The organism is Pseudarthrobacter sp. SL88 (assembly GCF_026672455.1).
Taxonomy (GTDB): Bacteria; Actinomycetota; Actinomycetes; order Actinomycetales; family Micrococcaceae; genus Arthrobacter.
In genome coordinates this window covers 3,091,833-3,114,006 of sequence record NZ_JAPPRD010000001.1, presented here as the reverse complement: position 1 = coordinate 3,114,006, position 22,174 = coordinate 3,091,833, and the positions used below count along the sequence as shown (strand labels likewise).

19 protein-coding genes and 2 riboswitches are annotated in these 22,174 nt (G+C 66.9%); of the genes, 13 read left to right on the top strand and 6 right to left on the bottom strand.

Translation table 11 applies throughout. The annotated features are described in order from the left end of the window. Positions 1-3 precede the first annotated feature (3 nt). Genes OVA06_RS14055 through OVA06_RS14045 form a run of 3 tightly spaced genes read right to left on the bottom strand, consistent with a single transcriptional unit; the run spans position 4 to position 4,388 of the window. On the bottom strand, positions 4-1,650 hold the full coding sequence (locus OVA06_RS14055; protein WP_268159132.1) for a DNA repair helicase XPB: 1,647 nt from the start codon (positions 1,648-1,650) through the stop codon (positions 4-6). Positions 1,651-1,663: 13 nt separating this feature from the next. After that, positions 1,664-4,144: a helicase-associated domain-containing protein gene (locus OVA06_RS14050; protein WP_268159130.1), complete on the bottom strand. Its 2,481-nt coding sequence runs from the start codon at positions 4,142-4,144 to the stop codon at positions 1,664-1,666. A gap of 10 nt (positions 4,145-4,154) precedes the next feature. After that, positions 4,155-4,388: a hypothetical protein gene (locus tag OVA06_RS14045; protein ID WP_056083768.1), complete on the bottom strand. Its 234-nt coding sequence runs from the start codon at positions 4,386-4,388 to the stop codon at positions 4,155-4,157. Between the two features lie 207 nt (positions 4,389-4,595). Here OVA06_RS14045 and OVA06_RS14040 point away from each other — a divergent pair, with 207 nt between their 5' ends. Both OVA06_RS14040 and OVA06_RS14035 read left to right on the top strand, forming a co-directional pair. Beyond that, a complete protein-coding gene (locus OVA06_RS14040; protein ID WP_015936126.1) occupies positions 4,596-4,979 on the top strand; it encodes a cold-shock protein in 384 nt (127 codons plus the stop codon). Positions 4,980-4,985: 6 nt separating this feature from the next. Continuing rightward, positions 4,986-5,624, top strand: a complete 639-nt coding sequence (locus tag OVA06_RS14035) for a DUF3027 domain-containing protein (protein ID WP_268159128.1) — start codon at positions 4,986-4,988, stop codon at positions 5,622-5,624. A gap of 116 nt (positions 5,625-5,740) precedes the next feature. Here OVA06_RS14035 and serC read toward each other — a convergent pair whose 3' ends face one another. After that, a complete protein-coding gene (gene serC / locus OVA06_RS14030) occupies positions 5,741-6,871 on the bottom strand; it encodes a phosphoserine transaminase (protein WP_268159126.1) in 1,131 nt (376 codons plus the stop codon). Positions 6,872-7,178: 307 nt separating this feature from the next. Here serC and OVA06_RS14025 point away from each other — a divergent pair, with 307 nt between their 5' ends. The 10 genes from OVA06_RS14025 to OVA06_RS13980 all read left to right on the top strand — a co-directional run bounded on the left by OVA06_RS14025 (position 7,179) and on the right by OVA06_RS13980 (position 18,503). Continuing rightward, the gene (locus OVA06_RS14025; RefSeq protein ID WP_268159124.1) at positions 7,179-7,874 is read left to right on the top strand and encodes a metal-dependent transcriptional regulator; all 696 of its coding nucleotides are present in this window, start codon (positions 7,179-7,181) and stop codon (positions 7,872-7,874) included. A gap of 141 nt (positions 7,875-8,015) precedes the next feature. Then, positions 8,016-8,234: riboswitch (cyclic di-AMP (ydaO/yuaA leader) on the top strand. A gap of 10 nt (positions 8,235-8,244) precedes the next feature. Then, positions 8,245-9,075: a M23 family metallopeptidase gene (locus OVA06_RS14020; protein ID WP_056084180.1), complete on the top strand. Its 831-nt coding sequence runs from the start codon at positions 8,245-8,247 to the stop codon at positions 9,073-9,075. A 128-nt stretch (positions 9,076-9,203) separates the two neighbouring features. After that, positions 9,204-9,385, top strand: a riboswitch (cyclic di-AMP (ydaO/yuaA leader). Positions 9,386-9,455: 70 nt separating this feature from the next. Continuing rightward, complete coding sequence (locus OVA06_RS14015; RefSeq protein ID WP_056084183.1) at positions 9,456-10,142, top strand: C40 family peptidase; 687 nt, start codon at positions 9,456-9,458, stop codon at positions 10,140-10,142. Positions 10,143-10,299: 157 nt separating this feature from the next. After that, on the top strand, positions 10,300-11,079 hold the full coding sequence (locus OVA06_RS14010) for an NlpC/P60 family protein (RefSeq protein WP_268159122.1): 780 nt from the start codon (positions 10,300-10,302) through the stop codon (positions 11,077-11,079). Positions 11,080-11,325: 246 nt separating this feature from the next. Then, positions 11,326-11,826 (top strand): HNH endonuclease, encoded by a 501-nt coding sequence (locus OVA06_RS14005; RefSeq protein ID WP_056083784.1) that lies wholly within the window; start codon positions 11,326-11,328, stop codon positions 11,824-11,826. A gap of 129 nt (positions 11,827-11,955) precedes the next feature. Then, positions 11,956-12,621: a molybdenum cofactor guanylyltransferase gene (gene mobA, locus OVA06_RS14000; RefSeq protein WP_268159120.1), complete on the top strand. Its 666-nt coding sequence runs from the start codon at positions 11,956-11,958 to the stop codon at positions 12,619-12,621. 15 nt (positions 12,622-12,636) lie between these two features. Next, positions 12,637-12,930 carry a DUF6457 domain-containing protein gene (locus OVA06_RS13995; protein ID WP_056084187.1) on the top strand — a complete coding sequence of 98 codons (294 nt, stop codon included), beginning with the start codon at positions 12,637-12,639 and terminating at the stop codon, positions 12,928-12,930. Continuing rightward, positions 12,927-14,405, top strand: a complete 1,479-nt coding sequence (locus tag OVA06_RS13990) for a molybdopterin molybdotransferase MoeA (RefSeq protein WP_268159117.1) — start codon at positions 12,927-12,929, stop codon at positions 14,403-14,405. Before OVA06_RS13995 ends, OVA06_RS13990 begins: the two co-directional genes overlap by 4 nt. A 66-nt stretch (positions 14,406-14,471) precedes the next feature. Further along, positions 14,472-15,350 (top strand): formate dehydrogenase accessory sulfurtransferase FdhD, encoded by an 879-nt coding sequence (gene fdhD, locus OVA06_RS13985; RefSeq protein WP_261620667.1) that lies wholly within the window; start codon positions 14,472-14,474, stop codon positions 15,348-15,350. Positions 15,351-15,473: 123 nt separating this feature from the next. Further along, positions 15,474-18,503, top strand: coding sequence for an alpha-mannosidase (locus tag OVA06_RS13980; protein WP_268159115.1), 3,030 nt, complete (start codon positions 15,474-15,476; stop codon positions 18,501-18,503). 287 nt (positions 18,504-18,790) lie between these two features. Here the strand turns inward: OVA06_RS13980 and OVA06_RS13975 are convergent, their stop codons facing one another. Then, the gene (locus OVA06_RS13975) at positions 18,791-19,528 is read right to left on the bottom strand and encodes a hypothetical protein (protein WP_261620665.1); all 738 of its coding nucleotides are present in this window, start codon (positions 19,526-19,528) and stop codon (positions 18,791-18,793) included. Next, on the bottom strand, positions 19,525-20,262 hold the full coding sequence (locus OVA06_RS13970) for a hypothetical protein (RefSeq protein ID WP_056083797.1): 738 nt from the start codon (positions 20,260-20,262) through the stop codon (positions 19,525-19,527). The genes OVA06_RS13975 and OVA06_RS13970 overlap by 4 nt, the downstream gene beginning before the upstream one ends. Before the next feature lie 250 nt (positions 20,263-20,512). On the opposite strand from OVA06_RS13970, the gene OVA06_RS13965 reads away from it, so the two are divergent. Next, on the top strand, positions 20,513-22,174 hold the full coding sequence (locus OVA06_RS13965; RefSeq protein ID WP_261620664.1) for an ABC-F family ATP-binding cassette domain-containing protein: 1,662 nt from the start codon (positions 20,513-20,515) through the stop codon (positions 22,172-22,174).

Genomic DNA, 22,174 nt, shown 5'->3' with positions numbered 1-22,174 from the left:
TTGCTATTCCGCTGAGTCGGCATCCTTGGCGTCCATGATCCGGTAGGCATACCCCTGTTCGGCCAGGAACCGCTGCCGCTTGGCGGCGAAGTCCTGGTCCAGCGTGTCGCGGGCCACCAGCGAATAGAAGCGGGCCGCCCGCCCATCCTTCTTTGGCCGGAGCAGCCTGCCGAGCCGCTGGGCCTCTTCTTGGCGGGACCCGAACGAACCGGACACCTGGATGGCCACCGAAGCCTCCGGCAGGTCGATGGAAAAGTTGGCCACCTTGGACACCACAAGCGTCTGGATCTCCCCGGCACGGAACGCATCAAAGAGCCGCTGCCGCACCTTGACCGAGGTGTCTCCCTTGATGACAGGTGCCTGCAGGCGCTCGCCGAGGTCGTCGAGCTGGTCGATGTACTGGCCAATCACCAGCAGCTGCTCGCCGGCGTGCCGTGCCACCAGCTGTTCCACCACCAGGGATTTGGACTCGGAGGTAGAACACAGTCGGTATTTGTCCGCGTCGTCGGCCATGGCGTAGGCAACCCGCTCGTCCTTCGGCAGGTCCACCCGCACCTCGACACAGTCTGCCGGTGCGATGTAGCCCTGGGACTCGATGTCCTTCCACGGTGCGTCGTACCGTTTCGGCCCGATCAGGCTGAAGACCTCGCCCTCACGCCCGTCCTCACGGACCAGTGTGGCTGTCAGGCCCAGGCGGCGCCGCGCCTGAAGGTCGGCGGTCATCCGGAAGATCGGAGCGGGCAACAGGTGTACCTCGTCATAGATGATCAGGCCCCAGTCGTGGCCATCCACCAGTTCCAGGTGGGGATACAGGCCACCGCGTTTGGTGGTCAGGACCTGGTACGTGGCAATGGTCACGGGGCGCACTTCCTTCAGCGCGCCCGAGTATTCGCCTATTTCGTCCTCGGTCAGGGACGTGCGCTTCAGTAGCTCGTCCTTCCACTGCCGCGCGGCCACGGTGTTGGTGACCAGGATCAGCGTGGTGGTGGACCCGGTGGCCATGGCCGCGGCGCCCACCAGCGTCTTACCGGCTCCGCAGGGGAGCACCACCACGCCGCTGCCGCCGGACCAGAAGTTTTCGCTGGCCAGCCGCTGGTAGGGGCGCAGCTGCCAACCGTCCTCGTTCAGTGCGATGAGGTGCGGGGTGCCGTCAACGTAGCCGGCAAGGTCCTCAGCCGGCCAGCCGATCTTGAGCAGGAGCTGCTTCACCTGGCCGCGCTGCGATGCGTGGACCACCACTGTCTCGCCGTCGATCCGAGGCCCAAGGAGCGGCTGGATCTTGTTGGCCCGGATGACTTCCTCCAGCACCGGATAGTCGTCGGTGCGCATCACCAGCCCGTGCTGGGGATCCTTCTCCAGGCGCAGCCGCCCGTACCGCGACATCGTCTCCTCGATATCAACCAGGAGCGAATGCGGTACGGGAAAGCGTGAATACTTCAGCAGCGTGTCCAGGACCCGTTCGGCGTCCAGCCCGGCGGCGCGCGCATTCCACAGCCCCAGCGGCGTGAGCCGGTAGCTGTGCATGTGCTCGGGTGCCCGCTCCAACTCCGCGAACGGCGCGATGGCATGCCGGGCCTCGGTGGCGAGCTCGTGGTCCACTTCAAGCAGGATGGTTTTGTCGCTCTGGACAATGAGGGGTCCGTCGTTCACGCAGGACAGTCCTTTACTGGTGCAGTTCCTCTGCAGCCTCGATATCGATGATCCGGTGGATGGACAGGACCCGTTCCGTGTCCCTGGCGGGGTCGAAGACACGGACGCGTCCGCCGCTTACTGAAAGCGGAACAACGGTTTCGAGGGTGGCATTCCCCATGCTGTCCACGACGTTCATGCTGATCCGTTGCTTGAGCCGGATGGCGCGCTGCAGCGCCTCCAACCCCAGCTGGGTTGCCGCTTCCGCCTCATGGCCGGCCGCGCCGTGGCGGCCAGGAGCGCCGTCCGCCTGGCGCAGTACGGCAAGCTGGGCGTCCACATCGTCGGCGGCCGGTGCAAGGCGGGGCGCCGTGTACACGGGCCGCGGGCTTTCCTGCGGGACCGGTCCGCGCCGGAGCCGGACTGCGGAGTCCTCCACGCCATCCACCGACGGCGAGAGTCCGAGGCCGCGCAGGATCTGCACTGTTTCGCGTGGCGGCAAAGAGGACGCCAGGACGGTGGGAGCGAGCCGGACCAGGCCGAGCGCGGCTGCCCGTGGCCCGGACAGGAGTTCCTGCAGCGCTTCCTCGTCATCGCCCTGGATGAAGCTGGCGGCGGTCCCCACCCGGAGCTGCCCATGACGGGCGGCGGTGTCCTGGATGAGGTATTCCAGCGGCTGCGGCACCGCGGTGGCGGAGTGGTCGCGCAGGAACTGCAGCAGGCGGCCGGCGTCATAGCCGGCGTCCAGTGCGCGCCGGACGGAGGCCTCGGAGAACCGGTAGATCGTGGCTGGTCCCTGGCCTTCGGCGTCGGCCATGTCCACGAGCTTTTCCGCCAAATCGAATGCCAGGTAACCAGGAGCCACTGCTGTCAGGTCGGCCTGGAGCAGTACATGGTTCAGGGCGGCTGGCAGGTGCTGGCCCAGTAGCGTCATTGCCTCGTCGGGGTTGTCACCGGCGAAGGCGGCTCCCAGCTGGGTCAGGGCCCCGGAGCCCACCAGGCCGAGCATCTCGGCCTCGGCGAGGACGCCGCGGATCAGGGAGCTGAAGCGCCGCGCCATCCGGGGCTGCGCCCACTCGGCGCGCTGGAGGACCGCCGCCGCGTCCAGTACCGGCGCGGCGCCGTCACCGGACGCCGCCTCGGTGGTCAGCTCCAGCAGTATTTCCAGGATGCGTTTGCGGATGACGGGGGCGTCGGGCCGCTGCGCTTCCGCAGACAACGGGACAATGGCCCCGCCGGCACCCGACCGGTGCGCAGCCGGAACCCCGGAGGTTCCGTTGACCGGCTGGCCCACCAGCGACGGTACGCGTTCGCTGGACAGCCAGGCGTTGACCAGCCACTGCCATTGCTCCTGCCGGGGCAGCGCCAGCCACTCAAGCTGCGGTGGCTGCACCCAGGACGACGAGTCAACGTCCAGGCGGATGAGTCCAGCAAGGCCGCAGAGCTCCAGCAGCAGTCCCACCTGCGGTTGGCTGATCCGCAGCAGCTCACCGAGCCGCCGCGTTTCCCGTACCCCAACGCCACCGCTGCGCAGCGTGGCCAAGGGCTGGCGCTGCACGGTGTGCAGCAGTTCGCCCACCAGCCGCAGGGTGTCCGAGATGGCGCTCAGGGCAGCATTCCGGCGGAGGGCCGCGGTGGTGGTGCCGAGCTCCGGCACCGGCGGCGTCAGCGTGAAGTCGTTGATGATGGCGCCGCCCCGCAGGGACAGCCCTACGCTGTGGGGCAGCTCAACGTGGGCGGCGTCGAGCGGAACCAGCAGCCCCCGGGCCAGCAGCCAGTCGATGGGCCCGACGTCGGCGCCCTCGGTGGCGACTGACGCCTTGCGTTGCGCCTGGGGGACGGCACCCATGGCCCAGTTCCGGAACCTGGCGAGCAGCGCCGTCGTCCGCTCCGGTGCGTGGGCGAGGATGTCCTGCACGGCTTCCGGCGAGGACGTCCAGTGCTGCAGGGCGAGTGCCGCCTCCATCGGGGTGGTGGCATCCTGGATCTCGACGCCGCTCCCGTGCAGTTCGGACACAAGCTGTACCGCCCGTTGGGCGAACGCAGGCTGGAGCCGGACAAGTTCGGTGTAGCTGCGGCCCAGTCCCGCGGGATAAATGCCTACTACGTCCTTGAGGCAGCCTACGGGGAGGTAGAAGCGCTGGCGGTTGCCGGAGGGGGTGCCGTGTGGTGGATCGGCCCGGTGCACCAGTGCAAGTTCCTGCAGTCGGTCCAGGATCCGTTCCAGGATGGGCACTGAGGAGCCTGCGACCATTTTGCGCAGCGCGGGTGCGCTGGCGCTGTGCCCGGTATCGGTGTTGGTGCACAGATGGAGGGTTTCAAGGACCTGCATTTGTGGCCTGTTGAGACGCTCCAGGGCACGCTGCACGCTGACCCGCGAGCTGGCCCGCGCCGCCAGGGCAGGGAAGTCCGGCACGGCGGGGGACAGCAGGTCCGGACGCGCGGCGAACAGTTCCCGCAGCGAGTCGTCGCTGCGGGCCGCCAGGTCCTTGCTGAGCGCGCGAATGAGGGACATCAGTCCAACGTTACCGCTGGTCAGGTTTTCCTGCCCGGCGCCGCCCTGCAACGCTGTCGAGAACCAGGAAGAGCATGAGGACGAACGCCGCGGGCAGGCCGTACAGCGCCGTGTAGGTGACCCACGCGGGAGCCACGGACCCGGCAAAGGCAAGGGCCATGACCGCCGCCACGGCGGCGAGCGAGAGCACGGCAATGACGGCGGCGGCAATCATGATGGGCCGCCGGTAGCGCGAGGGTGTCATGGACGTAACGCTACCGCCCCTCCGGCAGCGCGCGTGAACCCGGCGTCGGGGGCGGCATGAAGCGGGATTCGGGCGCGGGGCAGGATAACCTTGAAGGATACAGACCAACACGGTACGCAGCTGCCATACCTTAAACCCGCACAACCGGCGCGGATGCGGTGGCGGCCGGCCGTGCATCACAACAGCAGAACGAAGAAGGTTGATTCAATGCCTACCGGCAAGGTCAAGTGGTATGACAAGGACAAAGGCTTCGGGTTCCTCGCGGGTGAGGACGGCCAGGAGGTCTTCCTGCCCAAATCGTCGCTGCCCGAGGGCGTGACGGAACTTAAGGCCGGCACCCGCGTGGAGTTCGGCGTGGCCGACGGCCGCAAGGGTGCCCAGGCTTTGGGCCTGCGCGTCCTCGACAAGACTCCATCCATCGCCAAGGCGAAGCGGCCCAGCGCCCGCGACCTTGCGCCCCTGGTCCAGGACCTGGTGACTGTCCTCGACAATCTCTCGGGCACCCTGTCCAACGGCAAGTACCCGGACGGCAACAAGGGCAAGGCCATTGCCGCCGCCCTGCGTAAGGTTGCCGACGAGCTGGACGTTTAGGCAGCAATGAATCCGGAAGCTGAACAGCCCGACGCAGGAATGCAGGCCTCGGAACAGGAGACAGCCGGTGTGCCCCAGGCAGCTGCCTCGGAGCGCACGGCCGTCTCCGGCTCCGCCACGGCCGTGAAGGCGGCTCCCCAACGCAAGGCGGGCGTGCCGGTGTGGCGGACAGGGAAGCCGGATGCATTCCTGGCCGCCGCCGTCGACGTTGCCAGGACTGCCCTGGAGGGAATCACCTCAGCGTCGGACATCGGTCCACACCTGGCTGCCAAGAGCGAAGGCGACCGCCTGGTGACGCACCTCTTCGAATCCAGGTTGCCTGGCTACTCGGGCTGGCAGTGGTACGCCGTTATCACCCGCAACTCCCGCTCCAAGCTGGTGACGGTCAACGAACTGGGCCTGTTGCCCTCGGAGGATTCGATCCTGTCCCCGGAATGGGTGCCGTGGGCTGAGCGGGTGCGGCCCGAGGACGCCCGGGAAGAGGAGCACGAGCAGGAGCGCGCGGTCCCTGACGCCCAGGCTGCAGGGGAACCCGCTGATGCGGGTTCCGGGGAACCCGAAGCGGAACAGGATCCAGAAGAGGCAGAGCCTGCGCTGCAGGCCGGGTCCTCGGACGCTGGCCAGGCAGACGACCCAGAGGGCTAGCCAGCCCCCTTGCGGCGGGTCCGTCGACCCAACCAACAGCAAACGGCGCCGTCCGGGGTAAACCCGGGCGGCGCCGTCGTATGTTCATTCGCCGGGGCCTTGCCGACGGCGGAAAGCTACTTGCGCAGCTCGCCCACCACAAAGTCGATGCTGGCCAGCAGGGCCGAAACGTCCTCGGGGTCGATGGCAACGAAGGTGGCGATACGGAGCTGGTTGCGGCCCAGCTTGCGGTAAGGCTCCGTGTCCACAATGCCGTTGGCGCGCAGGACCTTGGCCACCGCGGCGGCATCCACGGAGTCGTCGAAGTCGATGGTGGCAATGACGTTCGAGCGCTCATCCGGGTTGATGACGAACGGCGTCGCGTATTCAGATGCTTCGGCCCACGTGTAGATGCGGCCGGCGGAGTCGGAGGTGCGTCCCGCCGCGAAGTCCAGGCCGCCGTTGGAGTTCAGCCACTGCACCTGGGCGTCCAGCGTTACCAGGGTGGACAGCGACGGGGTGTTGTAGGTCTGGTTCAGCTTCGAGTTGTCGATGGCGGTCTGCAGGTCCAGGAAATCCGGGATCCAGCGGCCGCTGGCTTTGATCCGTGCGGCGCGTTCCAGTGCGGCGGGGGAGAACAGGCCAAGCCACAGGCCGCCGTCGGAGGCAAAGTTCTTCTGCGGGGCGAAGTAGTAGACATCGCTCTCGGCAACATCGACGTCCAGGCCGCCCGCGGCCGAGGTTGCATCGACCAGGACCAGTGCGCCCTCATCGGCATTTGCTACGCGCTTTACCGGAGCGGAGACGCCGGTGGAGGTTTCGTTCTGCGGCCAGGCGTATACGTCGACGCCGGCCTCGGCCCGGGCAGCCGGGCGGGTACCCGGTTCGGACGTGATGATGGAGGACGCATCCAGGAAAGGTGCCTTGTTGGTGGCGGCGGCGAACTTCGACCCGAACTCACCAAAGGACAGGTGCTGGGCCTTCTTCTCCACGAGGCCGAAGGAGGCAACATCCCAGAAAGCGGTGGAACCGCCGACGCCGAGGACAACCTCGTAGCCCTCGGGCGCCCGGAAAAACCGGCTGAGGCCTTCGCGGACCGAGCCCACGAGGTTCTTGACGGGGGCCTGCCGGTGGGACGTGCCCAGGATGGTCTTCGACGCCGCGGAGAGCGCATCGATCTGTTCCTGCCTGACCTTGGATGGCCCGGCTCCGAACCGTCCGTCCCGGGGCAGGAGGTCGGCAGGAATAGTGATGCTGGTTTCGCTCACGGGTGCTCCAATGTCGGCGGGGAGGTGGCTTTAGCCGGTCGGGCGGACAACGCCGCCCGACAGTCGGCAGTGACTGCCATACAGGCCTTACCCATTCTGCCTGAACCGCCGTAGGCGCGGGAGTCGGAGCCGCTAAAGTCCAAACATTGAGACACTGGTACGTGGGCCGGCAACTATTCGGACTAAGTCAAAATAGGCTAAGCTTGCCTCCGGACTATGTCGCGCCGCATGGCGGCGGACTGTGTAGGACAACGCGGTAGGACAACGCGGAACAACGCAGGGTATTGCGCTCGAGGAGCTGAGCTGGATGACGGATCTGATCGACACTACGGAGATGTACCTTCGGACCATCCTGGAGCTGGAGGAAGAAAACATCGTTGCCCTGAGGGCCCGTATTGCCGAGCGGTTGCGCCACTCTGGCCCCACGGTGTCCCAGACCATCGGCCGGATGGAGCGTGACGGCCTGGTGGTGGTGTCCGGCGACCGCCACCTGGAGCTCACCGAGGCCGGCCGCAAACGTGCCACAGAGGTCATGCGCAAGCACCGCCTTGCCGAACGGCTCCTGGCTGACGTCATCGGCCTGGACTGGGCCTACGTCCACGACGAAGCGTGCCGCTGGGAGCACGTGATGAGCGAGCGCGTTGAGCGCCGGATCTACGAACTGCTCAACCACCCCACCGAATCTCCCTACGGAAACCCGATTCCCGGACTGGCCGCACTGGGCGGGCACCCGGAGCTGTCCTTGGCCGATGGAGCGATCAGCCTCCTTGAGGCCATGAAGACGTACGGCCCCGCCTCTGCCGTGACCATCAGCCGGCTGGCCGAGCCCATCCAGGTGGAACCCGAGCTCCTGTCCCAGCTCGACGAAGGCGGCATCCGCCCCGGAGCAGCGGTATCGCTGGAGCGTGTAGGGGACTACATTTCCGTCCGTGTTCCGGGCATTGAAGGCGCCCTGGAACTGCCTCCTGAAGTGGCTGCCCACGTGTTCGTAGCCGTCAACTGACACCGTTAAAGCCCTGCTTTTACCCCGTGGGAGCTGGATCACGCAAACATAACGGAATTGTTACTAAGGGACTTAAGCCCCTATAGTTGAACGAAAGCGTTGATACTTAAGCGTTACCTGATCTGGAGCCGAGCTCTGCCAGCGGATCAGGAGCACCAAGTCATAACTGGCAGAGGCGGGGGAACCACAACTGGCAGCGGGGGACTGCCTTGGGGTGAAGTCCGTCAGCAGCAAGCCTCTTCCAGTGAAGGAACCTTCCGGGGATTTCTCTGTGCCGCAGCTTGCTTACGGCGGACCGGGTCTGTGAACTCTCTGACCCGAATCCGACAGCTAACTTCGCAGGCTATCCAGAGAGGAACCCTTCTTGACCATGCAGACCCCCCGGGGCCGCCGACGCGCGGCCGGCCCCGCTGCTACGCCGCGTGCTGTCGAAACCGTCCAGGCTGCCGAGACCTCGCGCCCCCGCGATCTCCACCGTGATGCGCGCCGCCGTCGGGGTCCATTCCGCCAGATAACGGAATTCGCCTCGGCCAGCGGCATCGGCCAGAAGGCCGGCATCGCGCTAGCCGCCACCGGCCTGGTGCTCACCGTGACCGTTCCCGTCACCAGTCCCGTCATGGCCACTGACGCCAGCGGAACCGGTGCGGTGGCCGCCTCGTCGGTCACGCCGCAGCCCGAGATTTCCGCGGAAGCAGGCGCCCAGATCGACTTCAGCCGCTCCGCCGTCGTAACCCAGGCGGACCCTGACGGCAAGCTCAAGCAACTGCTCAGCGCCCAGTCCGCAGCGTCGGTCTCCCGTGCTGCGTCCGCCGGTAGCCTCGGGGCTCCGCTGGCCACCATGGCGACGGCATCGCCGTTCGGCTACCGCGTCAGCCCCATCACCGGCGGAACCGGCGACTTCCATCGCGGGCAGGACTATGTTGCCCAGTGCGGTACCTCCGTGATGGCTGCCGCCACCGGAACCGTGACCTTTGTGGGCTGGCACCAGTACGGCGGCGGCAACAGGGTGGTGGTGGACCATGGCAACGGCCTGGAGACCACCTACAACCACCTGTCGTCGTTCAACGTGACCGAGGGCCAAACCGTCTCACGGGGCGACGTCATTGCCCTCAGCGGGACCACCGGCGCTTCCACGGGCTGCCACCTCCACTTCGAAGTCCAGGTCAACGGCGAGGTCGTCGACCCCACCGGTTGGCTCTAGCCAAATGATGGTGGACTCTCGAATGGCTGTGACCCGCCGTGACCTGAATGTGACATTCAAACAAAACTGCTGTACCGTCTAACTCGCGTCAACTTTTCCGAAGTTGACGCTCTTGAGTGGATTGCCTAACTCTGCCACCGCTCAAGGTCCGTTCGCATTTCATCGTCTGGCAGGGGCGGGGGAACCAATTTTGGCCTTCTTGTTTCGAAGGCCTTGGGGTTAAGTCACGAAAGCTTCCTTGGAAGCCGTGTGGCCGGGTGACTCCCATCCGAATCCGACAGCTCACCTCGCAGGCATTGGGAGAGGCTACCTTCGTGTCTTCACGCCATAATGCTGCGCGCCACCGTGCGCAAACGGTTCGTACCAACCCTTTGGGCGCCGTGTCCAAGGCTGTTAGTGCCAATGCCGGGACAGTGGGTCGCCAGGCTGCTGTAGTTGCAGCCGCTTCCGGCCTCGTCCTGGGTATGGGCCTGCCGGCCGTCGCGGATACCACCGCGGGCGTCTCGGCATCCACCGAGTCGGGTTCGGCCCAGACCGCCCTTGCCGTCACCGCGGCACCTACCGCCACTGTTTCCTTCGAGCGCCCGGTCATCAAGACCACCGCCGCTCCGAAGCCGGAGCCGGTACGCACCCAGTCCACAGCTTCAGCAGCACGGGATGCCGGCAACGCCGTCACCGCAGCCGCTGACTCAACCGAAGCTGCTTCCGAGAAGCTCGCGGAGACTGTTTCCTCCGCTGCCACTTCGGGCATCGCAGCTATCGCGTACACCGGCATTGGCCACCCGTACGTGTGGGGCGGCACCACCCCCAATGGCTGGGACTGCTCCGGATTCACCCAGTGGGTCTACGCCCAGGCCGGCATCAGCATCCCGCGCGTCAACGCCTGGAACGCCATGAAGCCCACCTCCACTCCCCAGCCTGGCGACCTCGTCATGCAGAACGGCGGCGCACACGTTGGCATCTACGTCGGCAACGGCATGATGGTCAGCGCGCTCAACCCGTCCCAGGGCACCCTCCTGCACGCGGTTGCCGCTACCGGAACCTCCTCGTTCTACACCATGAACTAGTTCCCGGGGCCACAGGCCCCAGGAACTTTTTCTTTGCCCCCGCTTTTCGCTAAATCACACATCCCCGTTCGGGACGTGCCGGCGTACCCCCAAGATGCCGGCGCGTCCATAACCCCCGTGTTGCCTACAGGCCCGGGGACAACGAAAGAGAGAACTGATGACGACTCGTGCTACCGCACGGCATCGCGCCGAAGTCACCAAGACCAACTCAATCGCCATCATCGCCAAGGCTGTCGGCGGCAACGCCGGCGGCGTTGGGCGCCAGGCAGCGGTTATCGCCGCAGCCTCGGGCTTGGTCCTGACCAGCGGCATCGCCGCAAACGCAGCTGACACCAACATCCAGCGCGACTCCGCTCCTGCATCCGCCTTTGAAGTTGGATCAGCCGTTGAAGCCCCGATCTCCGCGGCGTCCACCATCAACATCTCCTTCGAGAAGCCGGCCGTCAGCACCAGCCCGGCTCCGGTGGTTGAGGCAGAGCCCGAGGTTGAGGTCCAGGAAGCCGCTCCGGCTCCGGCTGCCGAGGCCGCCACCGCCCAGACGGCTGCAGTGCCGAAGGTCACCGCTACAGTCACGGCGCAGCCAGCGTCTGCACCCCAGGCGTCTGCCAGCGGCAAGGGCGCAGCAATCCTTTCCGCAGCCTACGCCCAGCTCGGCGTCAACCAGGACTGCACGATGCTCGTCACCAACTCACTGGCTGCCGTGGGCATCAACTTCCACGACTGGCCCGCCGGTTACCTTTCCCTTGGCCGCACCGTCAGCGCTGCCGAGGCCCAGCCCGGCGACCTGATCTACTACGCCGACGGCGGCGCCGGCATGGCCCACATCGCTGTCTACGCCGGCAACGGCCAGGCTGTGCACGGCGGCTACAACGGCAACCAGACCGTGGTCTTCAGCGCCAACGTCGGTTCCGGACCGGTCTTCATCCGCGTCAACTGATCCCCCCGCGAGGGCTGGCCGGTACGGCCGCCCCTCGGAGTGAAAGGACCCCTGCCCACGCGGCCGGGGTCCTTTGCCGTTCACGGGCGGTGCGCCCCGGCGGCCGTTCCTGACGGTAGGGTGTGCCGTGATTAGCTGATCCTGCATTTCTTTGTTTACTCTTGTGGTGTCGATCCATAGCCCGGACATGCCGAGGGCAGCCGGCCCTCGTGCCCCTGACGGGTGCGGCCGTGAAGAGGTACGTGCATGCGCACTCTCGTTCTGAATGCTGGATATGAACCGCTGGCGGTTATTACTTTCCGCCGGGCGCTGGTGCTTGTGCTCACGGGCAAGGCAAGCGTGGTTGCCGAGGGCGAGGATCCCGTTGTGGGTCCGCAGGAAATCCTGGGCCGCCCCTCCGTGATTCTCCTCAACCGCTACATCCGGCCCAGATACAACCATGCCACCGCCGTCAGCCGGCGCGGCGTCCTGAGACGCGATGGGCACAAGTGCGCTTACTGCGGAAAAGCGGCGCACACGATCGACCATGTGCACCCCAAGTCACGGGGAGGGGCGGACTCCTGGGAGAACCTGGTGGCAGCCTGCCTGCGCTGCAACAACGTTAAGGGCGACCACACGCCCGCTGAAATGGGCTGGAAGCTGCGATTCGAGCCGGCACCGCCGCACGGCACCATCTGGCAGATCAAGGAACTGGAAAAGCCCACGCCGGCGTGGGACCCGTTCCTCCTGCCGGAGCGGGCCGCGTAAGGTGCGCTGTTTGTCTGGCCGGTCCTGACGTGTTGCCTGCGCTGGCCGCCTGGCCTGACCGCCTGACCGCCTGACCTGCCGAGTGCCTGGACTGTCCGAAGGGCGTCCGGCACTGGCTACGCTTGGACCATGCAAGACGACGTGCCGGCCTTTGATGCCCTCATCCTGGCGGGAGGCCGATCCTCGCGGCTGGGCGGCGTCCCGAAACAGGGGCTGCTGTTTCGCGGCACCACCCTCCTTGGCCGGGCCCTGGCTGCGGCTGAGGGAGCCCGGGCCACCGTGATTGTCGGCCCGGATCCCGGACCTTTGCCTCCCGGAGTGCTCACGTGCCGTGAAGAGCCGGAGTTCGCCGGCCCCGCAGCGGCCATCGCCACGGGCCTGGATGTCCTGGACCGGGCGGGGGCCGGCGCTCCGCACACCCTCGTCCTGGCCTGTGACATGCCCCTGGTTTCCGGGGCTGTGCGGACCCTCCTGCATGAGTTGTCCACGGGGCTTGGGGCGGGGTCTTATGTGGCCTTTGCCGCGGATGAAAACGGTGTGGGGCGGATGCAGCCGCTGGCCGGAATTTATAGCACGGACATGCTAAAAAAGTCCGCCCGCGGGATGGCTGCCACAGGCCGGTTGGTCAACGGATCAGTCCGCTCACTCCTTGCTAGTCTGGACGTGCAGCTTGTCGCCGTTCCGGCCGCTTACACGGCAGATGTGGACACGTGGGACGATGCCGCCGCATTGGGGATTGCCGCCGGCAGCCCGGACGTGGAGGACGTGGACGGGGCCGGGCGCGGCCGCAGTTAACTTTGGAGGCACGTGGTGAAGAGCCAGGACGAAACACTGGAGGAGTGGTGCAGGTCGCTGCTCCAGGCCTACGAGCTTGAAGATGTCCAGGTGGACATCAATGCCATCCTTTCCCTTGCCGGTGTGGCGGCGCATTCAGTGGTCCGTCCCGCCGCCCCGCTGACCACCTTCATCGCCGGATTCGCCGCGGGCCTGGCCTCGCACTCCGGCAGTTCGACGGATGCCGCGGCCATGGAAAAGGCCCTCGCCGTCGCCCGCACGCTGGCTGCCGACTATGACGCTGAAGCCGCCGGGGCTCCCGGCGAATGACAGAAGCACCCGGGCAGGAAGCAGCATCCCCCGCAGGGCACGACCACAGCCACGACCACGGCCACGGAAACCCGCGGGAACAACTGCAGGAACAACCGCAGGAGCAGAACGACGAAGGCCAGGCCGGAACCGGCCAGGAACAGGGCCACGGCCACCATCACCTGGCTCACACATGGGCGGAAGCACGCCAGGCCGCCTTTGACGCCGCAACGCCCATCCCGCCCGGTCCGGTGCCGCTGGACCAGGCCCAGGCCCGCAGGTTGGAGCAGGACATCATTGCGCTCCAGGACATGCCGCACTACGCTTCCTCGGCCATGGACGGCTGGGCAGTCAACGGGTCCGGGCCATGGATCCCCGTGGAAGCCGGAGCCCGGCTGGCGCCGCACCAGGCCAGCCCGATCGTTACCGGCGGACTCATCCCGCCAGGTGGCAAGGGGATCCTTCGCAGCGAAAGTGCCGTCCTCGCCGAGGACGAGGACGGGCTTCCCGTCCTTGAAGCGGGTGGAACCGCCCGTCCCGGTGAACCGCGAAACGGCCAGCACGTGCGAAAAGCCGGCGAAGAAGCACATGAAGGGGACACCCTTGTCCCGGCGGGGGTGACCCTGAACCCGGCGCACCTGGCACTCGCCGCACTTGCCGGATACGACGAGCTTCAGGTCCAGGGCAAACCCCTCGTACGCCTGCTGCTGACCGGGTCCGAGGTGGTGGTGCAAGGCCTGCCTGCCCCGGGGAAGGTCCGGGACACATTCGGTCATCAGTTGCCGGCCGTCGTCGGCATGCTCGGCGGTATAGCGGGCGGGCAGCAGCGCATCGGCGACTCCTACGGGGAATGGCTCGCGGCCCTTGAGGACGTGGTCCCGGACGGCCCTGGCGCACCCGGGCTCCCCGCCGACGTCGTCATTACCACCGGGGGAACGGGCCGCTCCGGCACGGATCATCTCCGCCGCGCCGTTGCCGAACTGGGCGGCCGCCTGGTGGTTGACGGAGTGGCCATGCGGCCCGGGCACCCGGTGGTGCTGGCCGAACTCCCCGACGGCCGGTTCGTCCTGGGCCTGCCCGGCAATCCGCTCGCCGCCATGATGGCGCTCTTTACCGTGGGCGCGCCCCTGTTGGCCGCCCTGGGGCACGGAAGCTTGCCGGAGGTGCAGGAGGTGGCCTCCGGTACCCTCATAGACCCGGATCCGGGACGCACGCGCCTCATGCCGTTCCGGCTTCTGTACGGGATGGCGTCGCCGGCCCAGCACACCGGCCCGGGCATGATGCGCGGGCTTGCCGCGGCCGACGGCGTCATGGTGGTTCCGCCGCACGGCGTGCAGTTGGGAGAGCCGGTACCGGCGTTCGCGCTGCCGTGGGGCCCGCCCATTCCAGCCCCGGCGGATCCTGCCAAGGCCAAACCGCGCAGCAGCAGGACATCCCGGACGGCGGCGAAGGCCGGCCCCGCCGGGCCAGTGGACTGGAGCGCCCTTCTCGGCTGAGCCGGGGGCTGGCCGGGCAGGCACACTGCAGTGCGATGATGGAGACATGAACAGGCAGGACGGTCAATGGGACGCGTGACGCAGCGCCGCAAGGTGCATAAGTATGTCCTGGACGGCTCGCCGAAGGCGCTGGAGTTTCCGGTCCGCTACCGCGAGGATGTCCTGGCAGTGGAGGAACCGCTGGAAATCCGGCTGGGCAGCCTCTCCTATTCAGTCACCATGCGGACCCCTGGCGACGACTTCGACCTGGTAGCCGGCTTCCTGGTATCCGAGGGTGTGATCTGGACCCCGGACCAGCTGGTATCCCTTCGCTTCTGCGCCGGCGAGGACGAAAACGGTGTCCAGACGTTCAACGTGGTGGAGGCCCAGCTGCGCCCGGACGTCCCCCTGCCGGAGACGGGACGGAACGTCTACACGTCCAGCTCCTGCGGCATCTGCGGGACGGACTCCATCGAAGCTGTCCGGAAGTCCTCGCACCACAGCCCCGCGGCGGACCCCCTCACAATCGACGCGCACGTGCTGGCATCCCTGCCCGCCCTGCTCCGGAAGTCGCAGCGCCTCTTCGACGATACCGGCGGGGTGCACGCTGCCGGGCTGTTCCGGATTGAGGACGACGGCGGCGTGCAGTTGCTGTGCCTTCGCGAGGACGTGGGACGGCACAACGCGGTGGACAAGGTGGTGGGCTGGGCCCTGCGCGAAGGACTCCTGCCACTGCGCGGCACCGTCCTCCAGGTGTCCGGCCGGGCATCATTCGAGCTGGTTCAGAAGGCGGCCCAGGCGGGGATCCCCGTGTTGGCTGCCGTCAGCGCTCCGTCCAGCCTGGCCGTGGAACTCGCGGAGGCCAGCGGCCTGACGCTTGCCGGTTTCAGCCGGGGGACCAGCCTTAATGTCTACGCCGGGGACGCCAGGATCAGCAGTCCGGCAGTTGCCTCCGCGCCCGCCTGACGCTCCACCAACTCCCTTCGGCGCCTGCCGCGAGGGGGTTGGTTTGAGGGCTACCAGCGGGTAGATTTGTCCATCGAATGGACACGATGATCCAATTTTTTCAAGCGCTAAAGAGGGCCCACATTGCATGACGACCGCAGGATCACGGAAGTCCGACTCACCAGGTTTGTGCGTGAGCGTATCGACCCTGCGGTCTACAGCCGGACCGTGCCCCTGACCCTGGGCAGCTGGGACGTACCGGATGAGCCCGTAGCCGCCCTCGAGGCGATGCGGCAGCAGTTCCAGCCCCTCGAGCACGGGACGGCATGGGGCAAACCGTGGAGCACCAAGTGGCTCCGGCTGCAGGGGGACGTACCCGAGTCGTGGGGCACCGGCCCGGACACGACGGTCGAAGTGGTGGTTGACCTCGGCTTCACCGTCCAAACCCCCGGTTTCCAATGCGAGGGTATTGCCTGGCGGCCGGACGGCACCATCATCAAGGCCGTCTCGCCCCGTAACCGGTACATCCCGCTCAAGCTCCTGGGCACCGGCATGACGGTGGACTTCTACGTGGAGGCAGCGGCCAACCCGGACCTCGCGCAGGACTGGACCTTTGCGGCCACTCCCTACGGTGACAAGTCCACTGCCGGAACGGCCCCGCATTACCGGCTGGGAACTATCGCCATCGCCGAACTCAACCAGACCGTCTGGGAACTGCAGCAGGACGTCTGGACGCTGTCGGGCCTGATGGAACAGCTGCCCCTGGAACTCCCGCGGCGGCACGAAATCCTCCGGGCCCTGGAACGGATGATGGACGTCATGGATCCGGACGATGTCGCCGGGACCGCGGCGGCCGGCCGGGAGGCTCTGGCCGGGGTGCTGGCCCAGCCCGCCTACGCTTCCGCCCACCAGCTGGTGGCCACCGGCCACGCGCACATCGACTCGGCCTGGCTGTGGCCGGTACGCGAATCCGTCCGGAAGTGCGCCAGGACCTTCTCCAACGTGGTGGCCCTGATGGACGAGAACCCGGACTTCGTGTTTTCGTGTTCCTCCGCCCAGCAGCTCTCCTGGATCAAGGAGTCATATCCGGAACTGTTCAGCAGGATCCGGGAGAAGGTCCGCGCCGGGCAGTTCGTTCCGGTGGGCGGCATGTGGGTGGAGTCTGACACCAACATGCCCGGCGGCGAAGCGATGGCGCGGCAGTTCATTGAGGGAAAATCGTTCTTCCTGTCCGAGTTCGGCGTCGAGTGCCGGGAGGCGTGGCTGCCGGACTCATTCGGTTATTCCGCCGCCCTGCCGCAGATCGTGAAGTCCGCGGGAAGCCGCTGGTTCCTGACACAGAAGATCTCCTGGAACCAGACCAACCGGATGCCGCACCACACCTTCAACTGGGAAGGCATCGACGGTACCCGGCTGTTTACGCACTTCCCCCCGGTGGACACCTACAACGCCGAGCTCAGCGGCCGCGAGCTTGCGCACGCGGAACGCAACTACAGGGATCACGGTCGGGGCACCGTGTCCCTGGTGCCGTTCGGTTACGGCGACGGCGGCGGCGGACCCACCCGGGAAATGCTCAGTGCCGCCGCCCGCACCGCAGATCTGGAAGGCTCACCCAAGGTTAGGATCGGATCCGCTGAGAGTTTCTTCCGGCAGGCCGAAGAGGAATATGCGGCCTTGCCTGTGTGGGTGGGGGAGATGTACCTCGAGCTGCACCGCGGCACCTACACCAGCCAGGCGCGCACGAAGAAGGGCAACCGGCGCAGCGAGCACCTGCTCCGGGAAGCCGAGCTGTGGTGTGCCACTGCCGCCGTCCGCACCGACGGCGCCTTCGAGTACCCGGCAGCTGAGCTGAAGCGGCTTTGGCAGCTGGTCCTGCTGCAGCAGTTCCATGACATCCTTCCTGGCAGCTCCATTGCCTGGGTACACCAGGACGCCGAGCGCAATTACCAGGCCATCGAGGCCGCCCTGGAAGGCATCATCAGCCAGGCCGCCGCGGCAGCGCTGGGAACAGGGGAACGGACATTCCTGCTCAACGCCGCCCCGCATGCCCGGAACGGAGTTCCGGCGATGGCCGCCGCCGAGCCGTCGGACCGGGGCGGAACAGTCCGGGCCAGCAGCGGGGATGGCGGATTCGTCCTGGACAACGGCGTGATCCGGGCGGTCCTGGACGCGGACGGCCTGGTGGCATCCCTGCAGGACTATGCCTCCGGCCGCGAAGCCATAGCACCGGGACAGCGCGGCAACCTGCTGGAGCTGCACCGGGATACCCCCAACGAGTGGGACGCCTGGGATATTGATGAGTTCTACCGGCGCAACGTCACTGCCTTGACCGGCGCGGAATCGATCCGGCTGGAGGAGGGGCCTGATGGCGCCACTGTTGTGGTGGAACGCCTGGCCGGAACCTCGCCGGTCACCCAGCGCATCACCCTCGCTCCGGGCAGTCCGTCCCTGGCCATCACCACATCGGTGGACTGGCAGGAACGGGAGAAACTGCTCAAGCTCGGGTTTGCCCTGGATGTCCGTGCCGACCGGTCGGCGTCGGAAACCCAGTTTGGACATGTCTTCCGGCCTACCCACACGAACACGTCCTGGGAAGCTGCGAAGTTTGAGATCTGCGCGCACCGCTGGATCCACGTGGGGGAGCCCGGCTACGGTGTCGCAGTTTCCAACTCGTCCACCTACGGCCACGACGTCGCCAGGAACATCAGGGAGGCCGACGGCGGCACCACCACCACTGTGCGCCTCTCGCTGTTGCGGGCGCCCAAGTTCCCGGACCCTACGGCCGACCGCGGCCGGCACGAGCTGACCGTTACCGTCCGACCCGGTGCAGATATCGGGGCCGCGGTGGAGGAGGGGTACCGGACCAACCTTGTGCCCCGGTTGGTCACGGGGGCCGATCCGGTTGAGCCACTGGTCTCGGTGGGCACGCCGGGCCTGGTTGTTGAAGCGGTCAAGCTTGCGGAAGACGGCTCGGGCGACGTCGTGGTCCGCCTGTATGAGTCGCTGGGGCAGCGCACTGCCGGGCGCATCACGGCGAATTTCCCCGTGCGTGACGTTGTGGTGACGGACCTGCTGGAGCGGCCCACCGAGGCTCCCGGCGTGTCCGCGGCTGACGGCGGTGCGGAACTGCAGCTCCGGCCGTTCCAGCTGGTGACCCTGCGCTTCGTGCGGTAATGCCCCGGAGGTCATTGTCCAGGTCTGCAGGTTCAGTGGCCTGCCAGCCCGCTGGCCTGGACAGAAGCCCGCGGCGCAGAGGCGCCTGCATTGCGAAAAGGGCCCTTAAATAGGCTGAGTGGGGGCGGTCCCCAACGGCCGCCACCACTCATCCCCCCAATGCGTGTGAAGGCCCCCGATGCAGGGCTTCGTCCAAGAATTTATCCCCGTTCAAAAACGCGCCGTGCCTCACCTTCACACATTCATGATTGTTTCACATTCTAATGATTTTGTGAAAGGCAGTTTGGTTACTTTTCGGTAAATGACGTTCCGCTGCCGGCCCGTTTGTCCTGGCGGATGCGCGCGGCCCAGATCAGTGCCAGGCCAATGACGAAGCACAGTACGGCCGTGTAGTTGACCATGAACTCCAGCGACCCCAGTTCCGGGGGGACCACCGGGAAGAACAGCGTCAGCGCGATCGACAGGCCGCCCACCGCCAGGAGTCCGGCGGCAATGCGGACCAGCAGGGGCAGGCGGCTGCGCGCCGCGCGGACCATCGCCGGGAACAGTACGAGTGAAACGAAGGCGGGGTAGGCCCGCCCCGCGGCCCCGTAGTACTCCACCAACAAACCGTTGCGTGGGTCCTTGCCGGAGACGGTCACCAGTCCCGCCGAGGATCCGGCCGTGTCCATCAGGAGGTACACCACCACTACCAGTGCCGAGAGGGCAGCCAGCGCCAGCATGCCTGTCCGACCCGTGATCAGCCGGTATGCATTCGCGGCACCGAAGCCCTTGGTGATGCGGACCCCCACAAAGTAGATGGCACCGAAGATGACGAACCGCAGCAACAGGTTGGTCAGGTTGACACCACCCAGCGCATGGTCGATGGCAACGTAGGGAGCCTCGATGCTGAGCAGGATGGCGAGGGTCATCAGGGCGAAAATATAGAACAGCGACCTGTTTTCACCCCGCACCGCACTGGGGATGCGGGCCAGCGCGACCAGTCCGCAGATCGCCAAAGTGGTCCATTGAAGGATCGTGATCATCCCAGGTTCTCCCAAATTTTTTCCGTCTGTGCCTGGTCCTGCTCCTGGCGGCGCAATACCTTGCCCAATGCCTGCATCCTGTCGCCCACCAGGGCGGTGAGGTCGCCGTCGGACATGCTGTCCAGCGCCTCCTGGCGCGCTCCGGGCGCCCACCCGGCTTCCTCTTCCGTGACCAGGCCGGTGGCTACCAGTCCGCCGGCAGGACCCACCCCGGCCGCCACTGACGTGGCCACCGCCAGTTCCGGCGACAGCCTGTTGGCCGTCAGCTGGGCGGAGTAATTCTGCGGTGCGATCCCGGTGGCGGCTGACACCCGGTGCCGGACCTCGCCGTCGTCGATCGCATCCACCCAGTTCTTCACGGAGGAGGCATGCGGGACCGGGCTCAGGGCAGGTGGCGCAGCGCCCCGGCGGCCCACAGGGTCCATGGCCGGGCGTGCCAGCGCCGCGCGCAGCAAGTCCGCCGTCGAAATCTGGCTGACCAGCTCACACCGGGTGGGTGGCTGCGGCGGCCCGGCAAGGATGCGATAACTGTCAAAGCCCGCAAGGGCGGCCACCGGATTGATGTTGTACGCACGGCTGATGCTCACCACCGTGGAGACGGAAACCTTGCCGCGTACCAGTTGCTGGGCCAGCGTGGTCCGCTTGATCCCGGAGACCCGGCAGACGTCTGCCGTGCTGGCGTCAGGGGCGATGCCGTGCAGCCAGCGCTGGAACGCCTTGGCGGGAAGGGTCATGAAGTGCTCTCTGCAGGACGGATGGTGAGTCGATTTTACCGTGCCGCAGGACAGCCGATTTTACCCCGGGAGGTGTTTCGACTATGCTTGATGGTCGAGCCCGTTGGTCCGTACACCCCCCAAGTCCGGACCAGCGGGTTCTTTCATGCCCGCGGCCCGGAGTGCCTTTCCCGGGACTGTCCGTACGGCATCGCCGGCCCGTTCCGGCATGGGACCGGCTGCGCATGCACCCGGGCGAAAGGACGCATCAATGACTGCAACCCTTGTTGCCAAGGACCTCTCCGGCGGCCACGGCCACCGCAGGCTTTTCGAAAATCTTTCCTTCACTGTGGCCCCGGGAGACGTGGTGGGCGTGGTGGGCGCCAACGGTGCCGGGAAATCCACGCTGCTGCGCCTCCTCGCCGGCGTCGACCAGCCCCAGGGCGGCTCCGTCAGCCTGGCCCCCGCCGATGCCTTTGTGGGGTGGTTGCCGCAGGAACACGAGCGCGTGTCCGGCGAAACCGTGGCAGCCTACATCGGCCGCCGCACCGGCTGCACACAGGCAACCGCTGAAATGGAATCCGCCGCAGAAGCCCTGGGTGCGGGAGCTCCCGGCTCGGACGACGCCTACGCACGGGCCTTCGACAGGTGGATGGCGTCGGGCGCCGCAGACCTGGACGAACGCATCCCGTCTGTCCTCGCCGACCTCGGCCTGGCAACGGGCGCCGACGCCCTGATGACCGGACTGTCCGGTGGCCAGGCCGCCAGGGTTGCCCTGGCCGCGCTGCTGCTGAGCCGGTTCGACGTTGTGCTGCTGGACGAGCCCACCAATGACCTCGACCTTGCCGGGTTGGCCAAACTGGAAGACTTTGTCACCGGCCTGCGCGGCGGTGTGGTGCTGGTCAGCCATGACCGCGAGTTCCTGGCCCGCTGCGTCACCACCATTGTGGAACTGGATCTGGCCCAGAACGCCGTGGCGGTCTACGACGGCGGGTACGACGCCTTCCTCGAAGAGCGCGCCGTGGCTCGCCGGCACGCCCGCGAGAAATACGACGAATTCGCTGCCACGAAGGCGGACCTGGTTTCCCGTGCGCGGACCCAGCGTGAGTGGAGCTCCCAGGGCGTGCGGAACGCCATGAAGAAGAGCCCGGACAACGACAAGATCCGCCGGGCCGCGAGCGTGGAGTCCTCAGAAAAGCAGGCCCAGAAGGTCCGCCAGATGGAGTCCCGCATTGCCAGGCTGGACGCGGTGGAAGAACCGCGGAAGGAGTGGCAGCTCCAGTTCAGCATCGGCCAGGCTCCCCGCTCCAGCGCCGTCGTGGCCACCCTGCGCAACGCAGTGGCACGCCAGGGCAGCTTCACGCTGGGACCGGTCAGCCTCCAGCTCAACGGCGGCGAGCGCATCGGGATCACCGGGCCCAACGGTGCCGGGAAATCCACCCTCCTGCGCCTCCTGCTGGGAACCCAGGCACCGGACGACGGCGACGCGTCCATGGGTGCCACTGTCGCCGTCGGCGAGATTGACCAGGCCCGCGGGCTGCTGGACGGCGGCTCGCCGCTGGGCGACGCCGTGGAAGCGGTCCTGGCCGACTGGAACAGCGCAGACGTCCGGACGCTCCTGGCAAAGTTCGGCCTGAAGGCGGACCACACCTCACGGACCGTGGATTCCTTGTCTCCGGGGGAGCGGACCCGGGCGGCCCTGGCACTGCTCCAGGCGCGCGGTGTGAACCTGCTGGTGTTGGACGAACCGACCAACCACCTCGACCTTCCGGCCATTGAGCAGCTGGAAGAGGCCCTTGAAAGCTACGACGGAGCCCTGCTGCTGGTCACCCACGACCGGCGGCTGTTGGAAAACGTCCGACTCGACTACCGGTGGCACCTCGAAAACGGCACGGTCCGGGAGCTCCACCACACTGCAGGCCAGGAGAAATAA

Coding starts and splice junctions, on each gene's coding strand:
- OVA06_RS14050 (WP_268159130.1), bottom strand. CDS start 4,144: ATGTCCCTCATTCGCGCGCTCAGCAAGGACCTGGCGGCCCGCAGCGAC.
- OVA06_RS14045 (WP_056083768.1), bottom strand. CDS start 4,388: ATGACACCCTCGCGCTACCGGCGGCCCATCATGATTGCCGCCGCCGTC.
- OVA06_RS14040 (WP_015936126.1), top strand. CDS start 4,596: ATGCCTACCGGCAAGGTCAAGTGGTATGACAAGGACAAAGGCTTCGGG.
- OVA06_RS14035 (WP_268159128.1), top strand. CDS start 4,986: ATGAATCCGGAAGCTGAACAGCCCGACGCAGGAATGCAGGCCTCGGAA.
- OVA06_RS14025 (WP_268159124.1), top strand. CDS start 7,179: ATGACGGATCTGATCGACACTACGGAGATGTACCTTCGGACCATCCTG.
- OVA06_RS14020 (WP_056084180.1), top strand. CDS start 8,245: ATGCAGACCCCCCGGGGCCGCCGACGCGCGGCCGGCCCCGCTGCTACG.
- OVA06_RS14010 (WP_268159122.1), top strand. CDS start 10,300: ATGACGACTCGTGCTACCGCACGGCATCGCGCCGAAGTCACCAAGACC.
- OVA06_RS14005 (WP_056083784.1), top strand. CDS start 11,326: ATGCGCACTCTCGTTCTGAATGCTGGATATGAACCGCTGGCGGTTATT.
- mobA (WP_268159120.1), top strand. CDS start 11,956: ATGCAAGACGACGTGCCGGCCTTTGATGCCCTCATCCTGGCGGGAGGC.
- OVA06_RS13990 (WP_268159117.1), top strand. CDS start 12,927: ATGACAGAAGCACCCGGGCAGGAAGCAGCATCCCCCGCAGGGCACGAC.
- fdhD (WP_261620667.1), top strand. CDS start 14,472: ATGGGACGCGTGACGCAGCGCCGCAAGGTGCATAAGTATGTCCTGGAC.
- OVA06_RS13975 (WP_261620665.1), bottom strand. CDS start 19,528: ATGATCACGATCCTTCAATGGACCACTTTGGCGATCTGCGGACTGGTC.
- OVA06_RS13970 (WP_056083797.1), bottom strand. CDS start 20,262: ATGACCCTTCCCGCCAAGGCGTTCCAGCGCTGGCTGCACGGCATCGCC.
- OVA06_RS13965 (WP_261620664.1), top strand. CDS start 20,513: ATGACTGCAACCCTTGTTGCCAAGGACCTCTCCGGCGGCCACGGCCAC.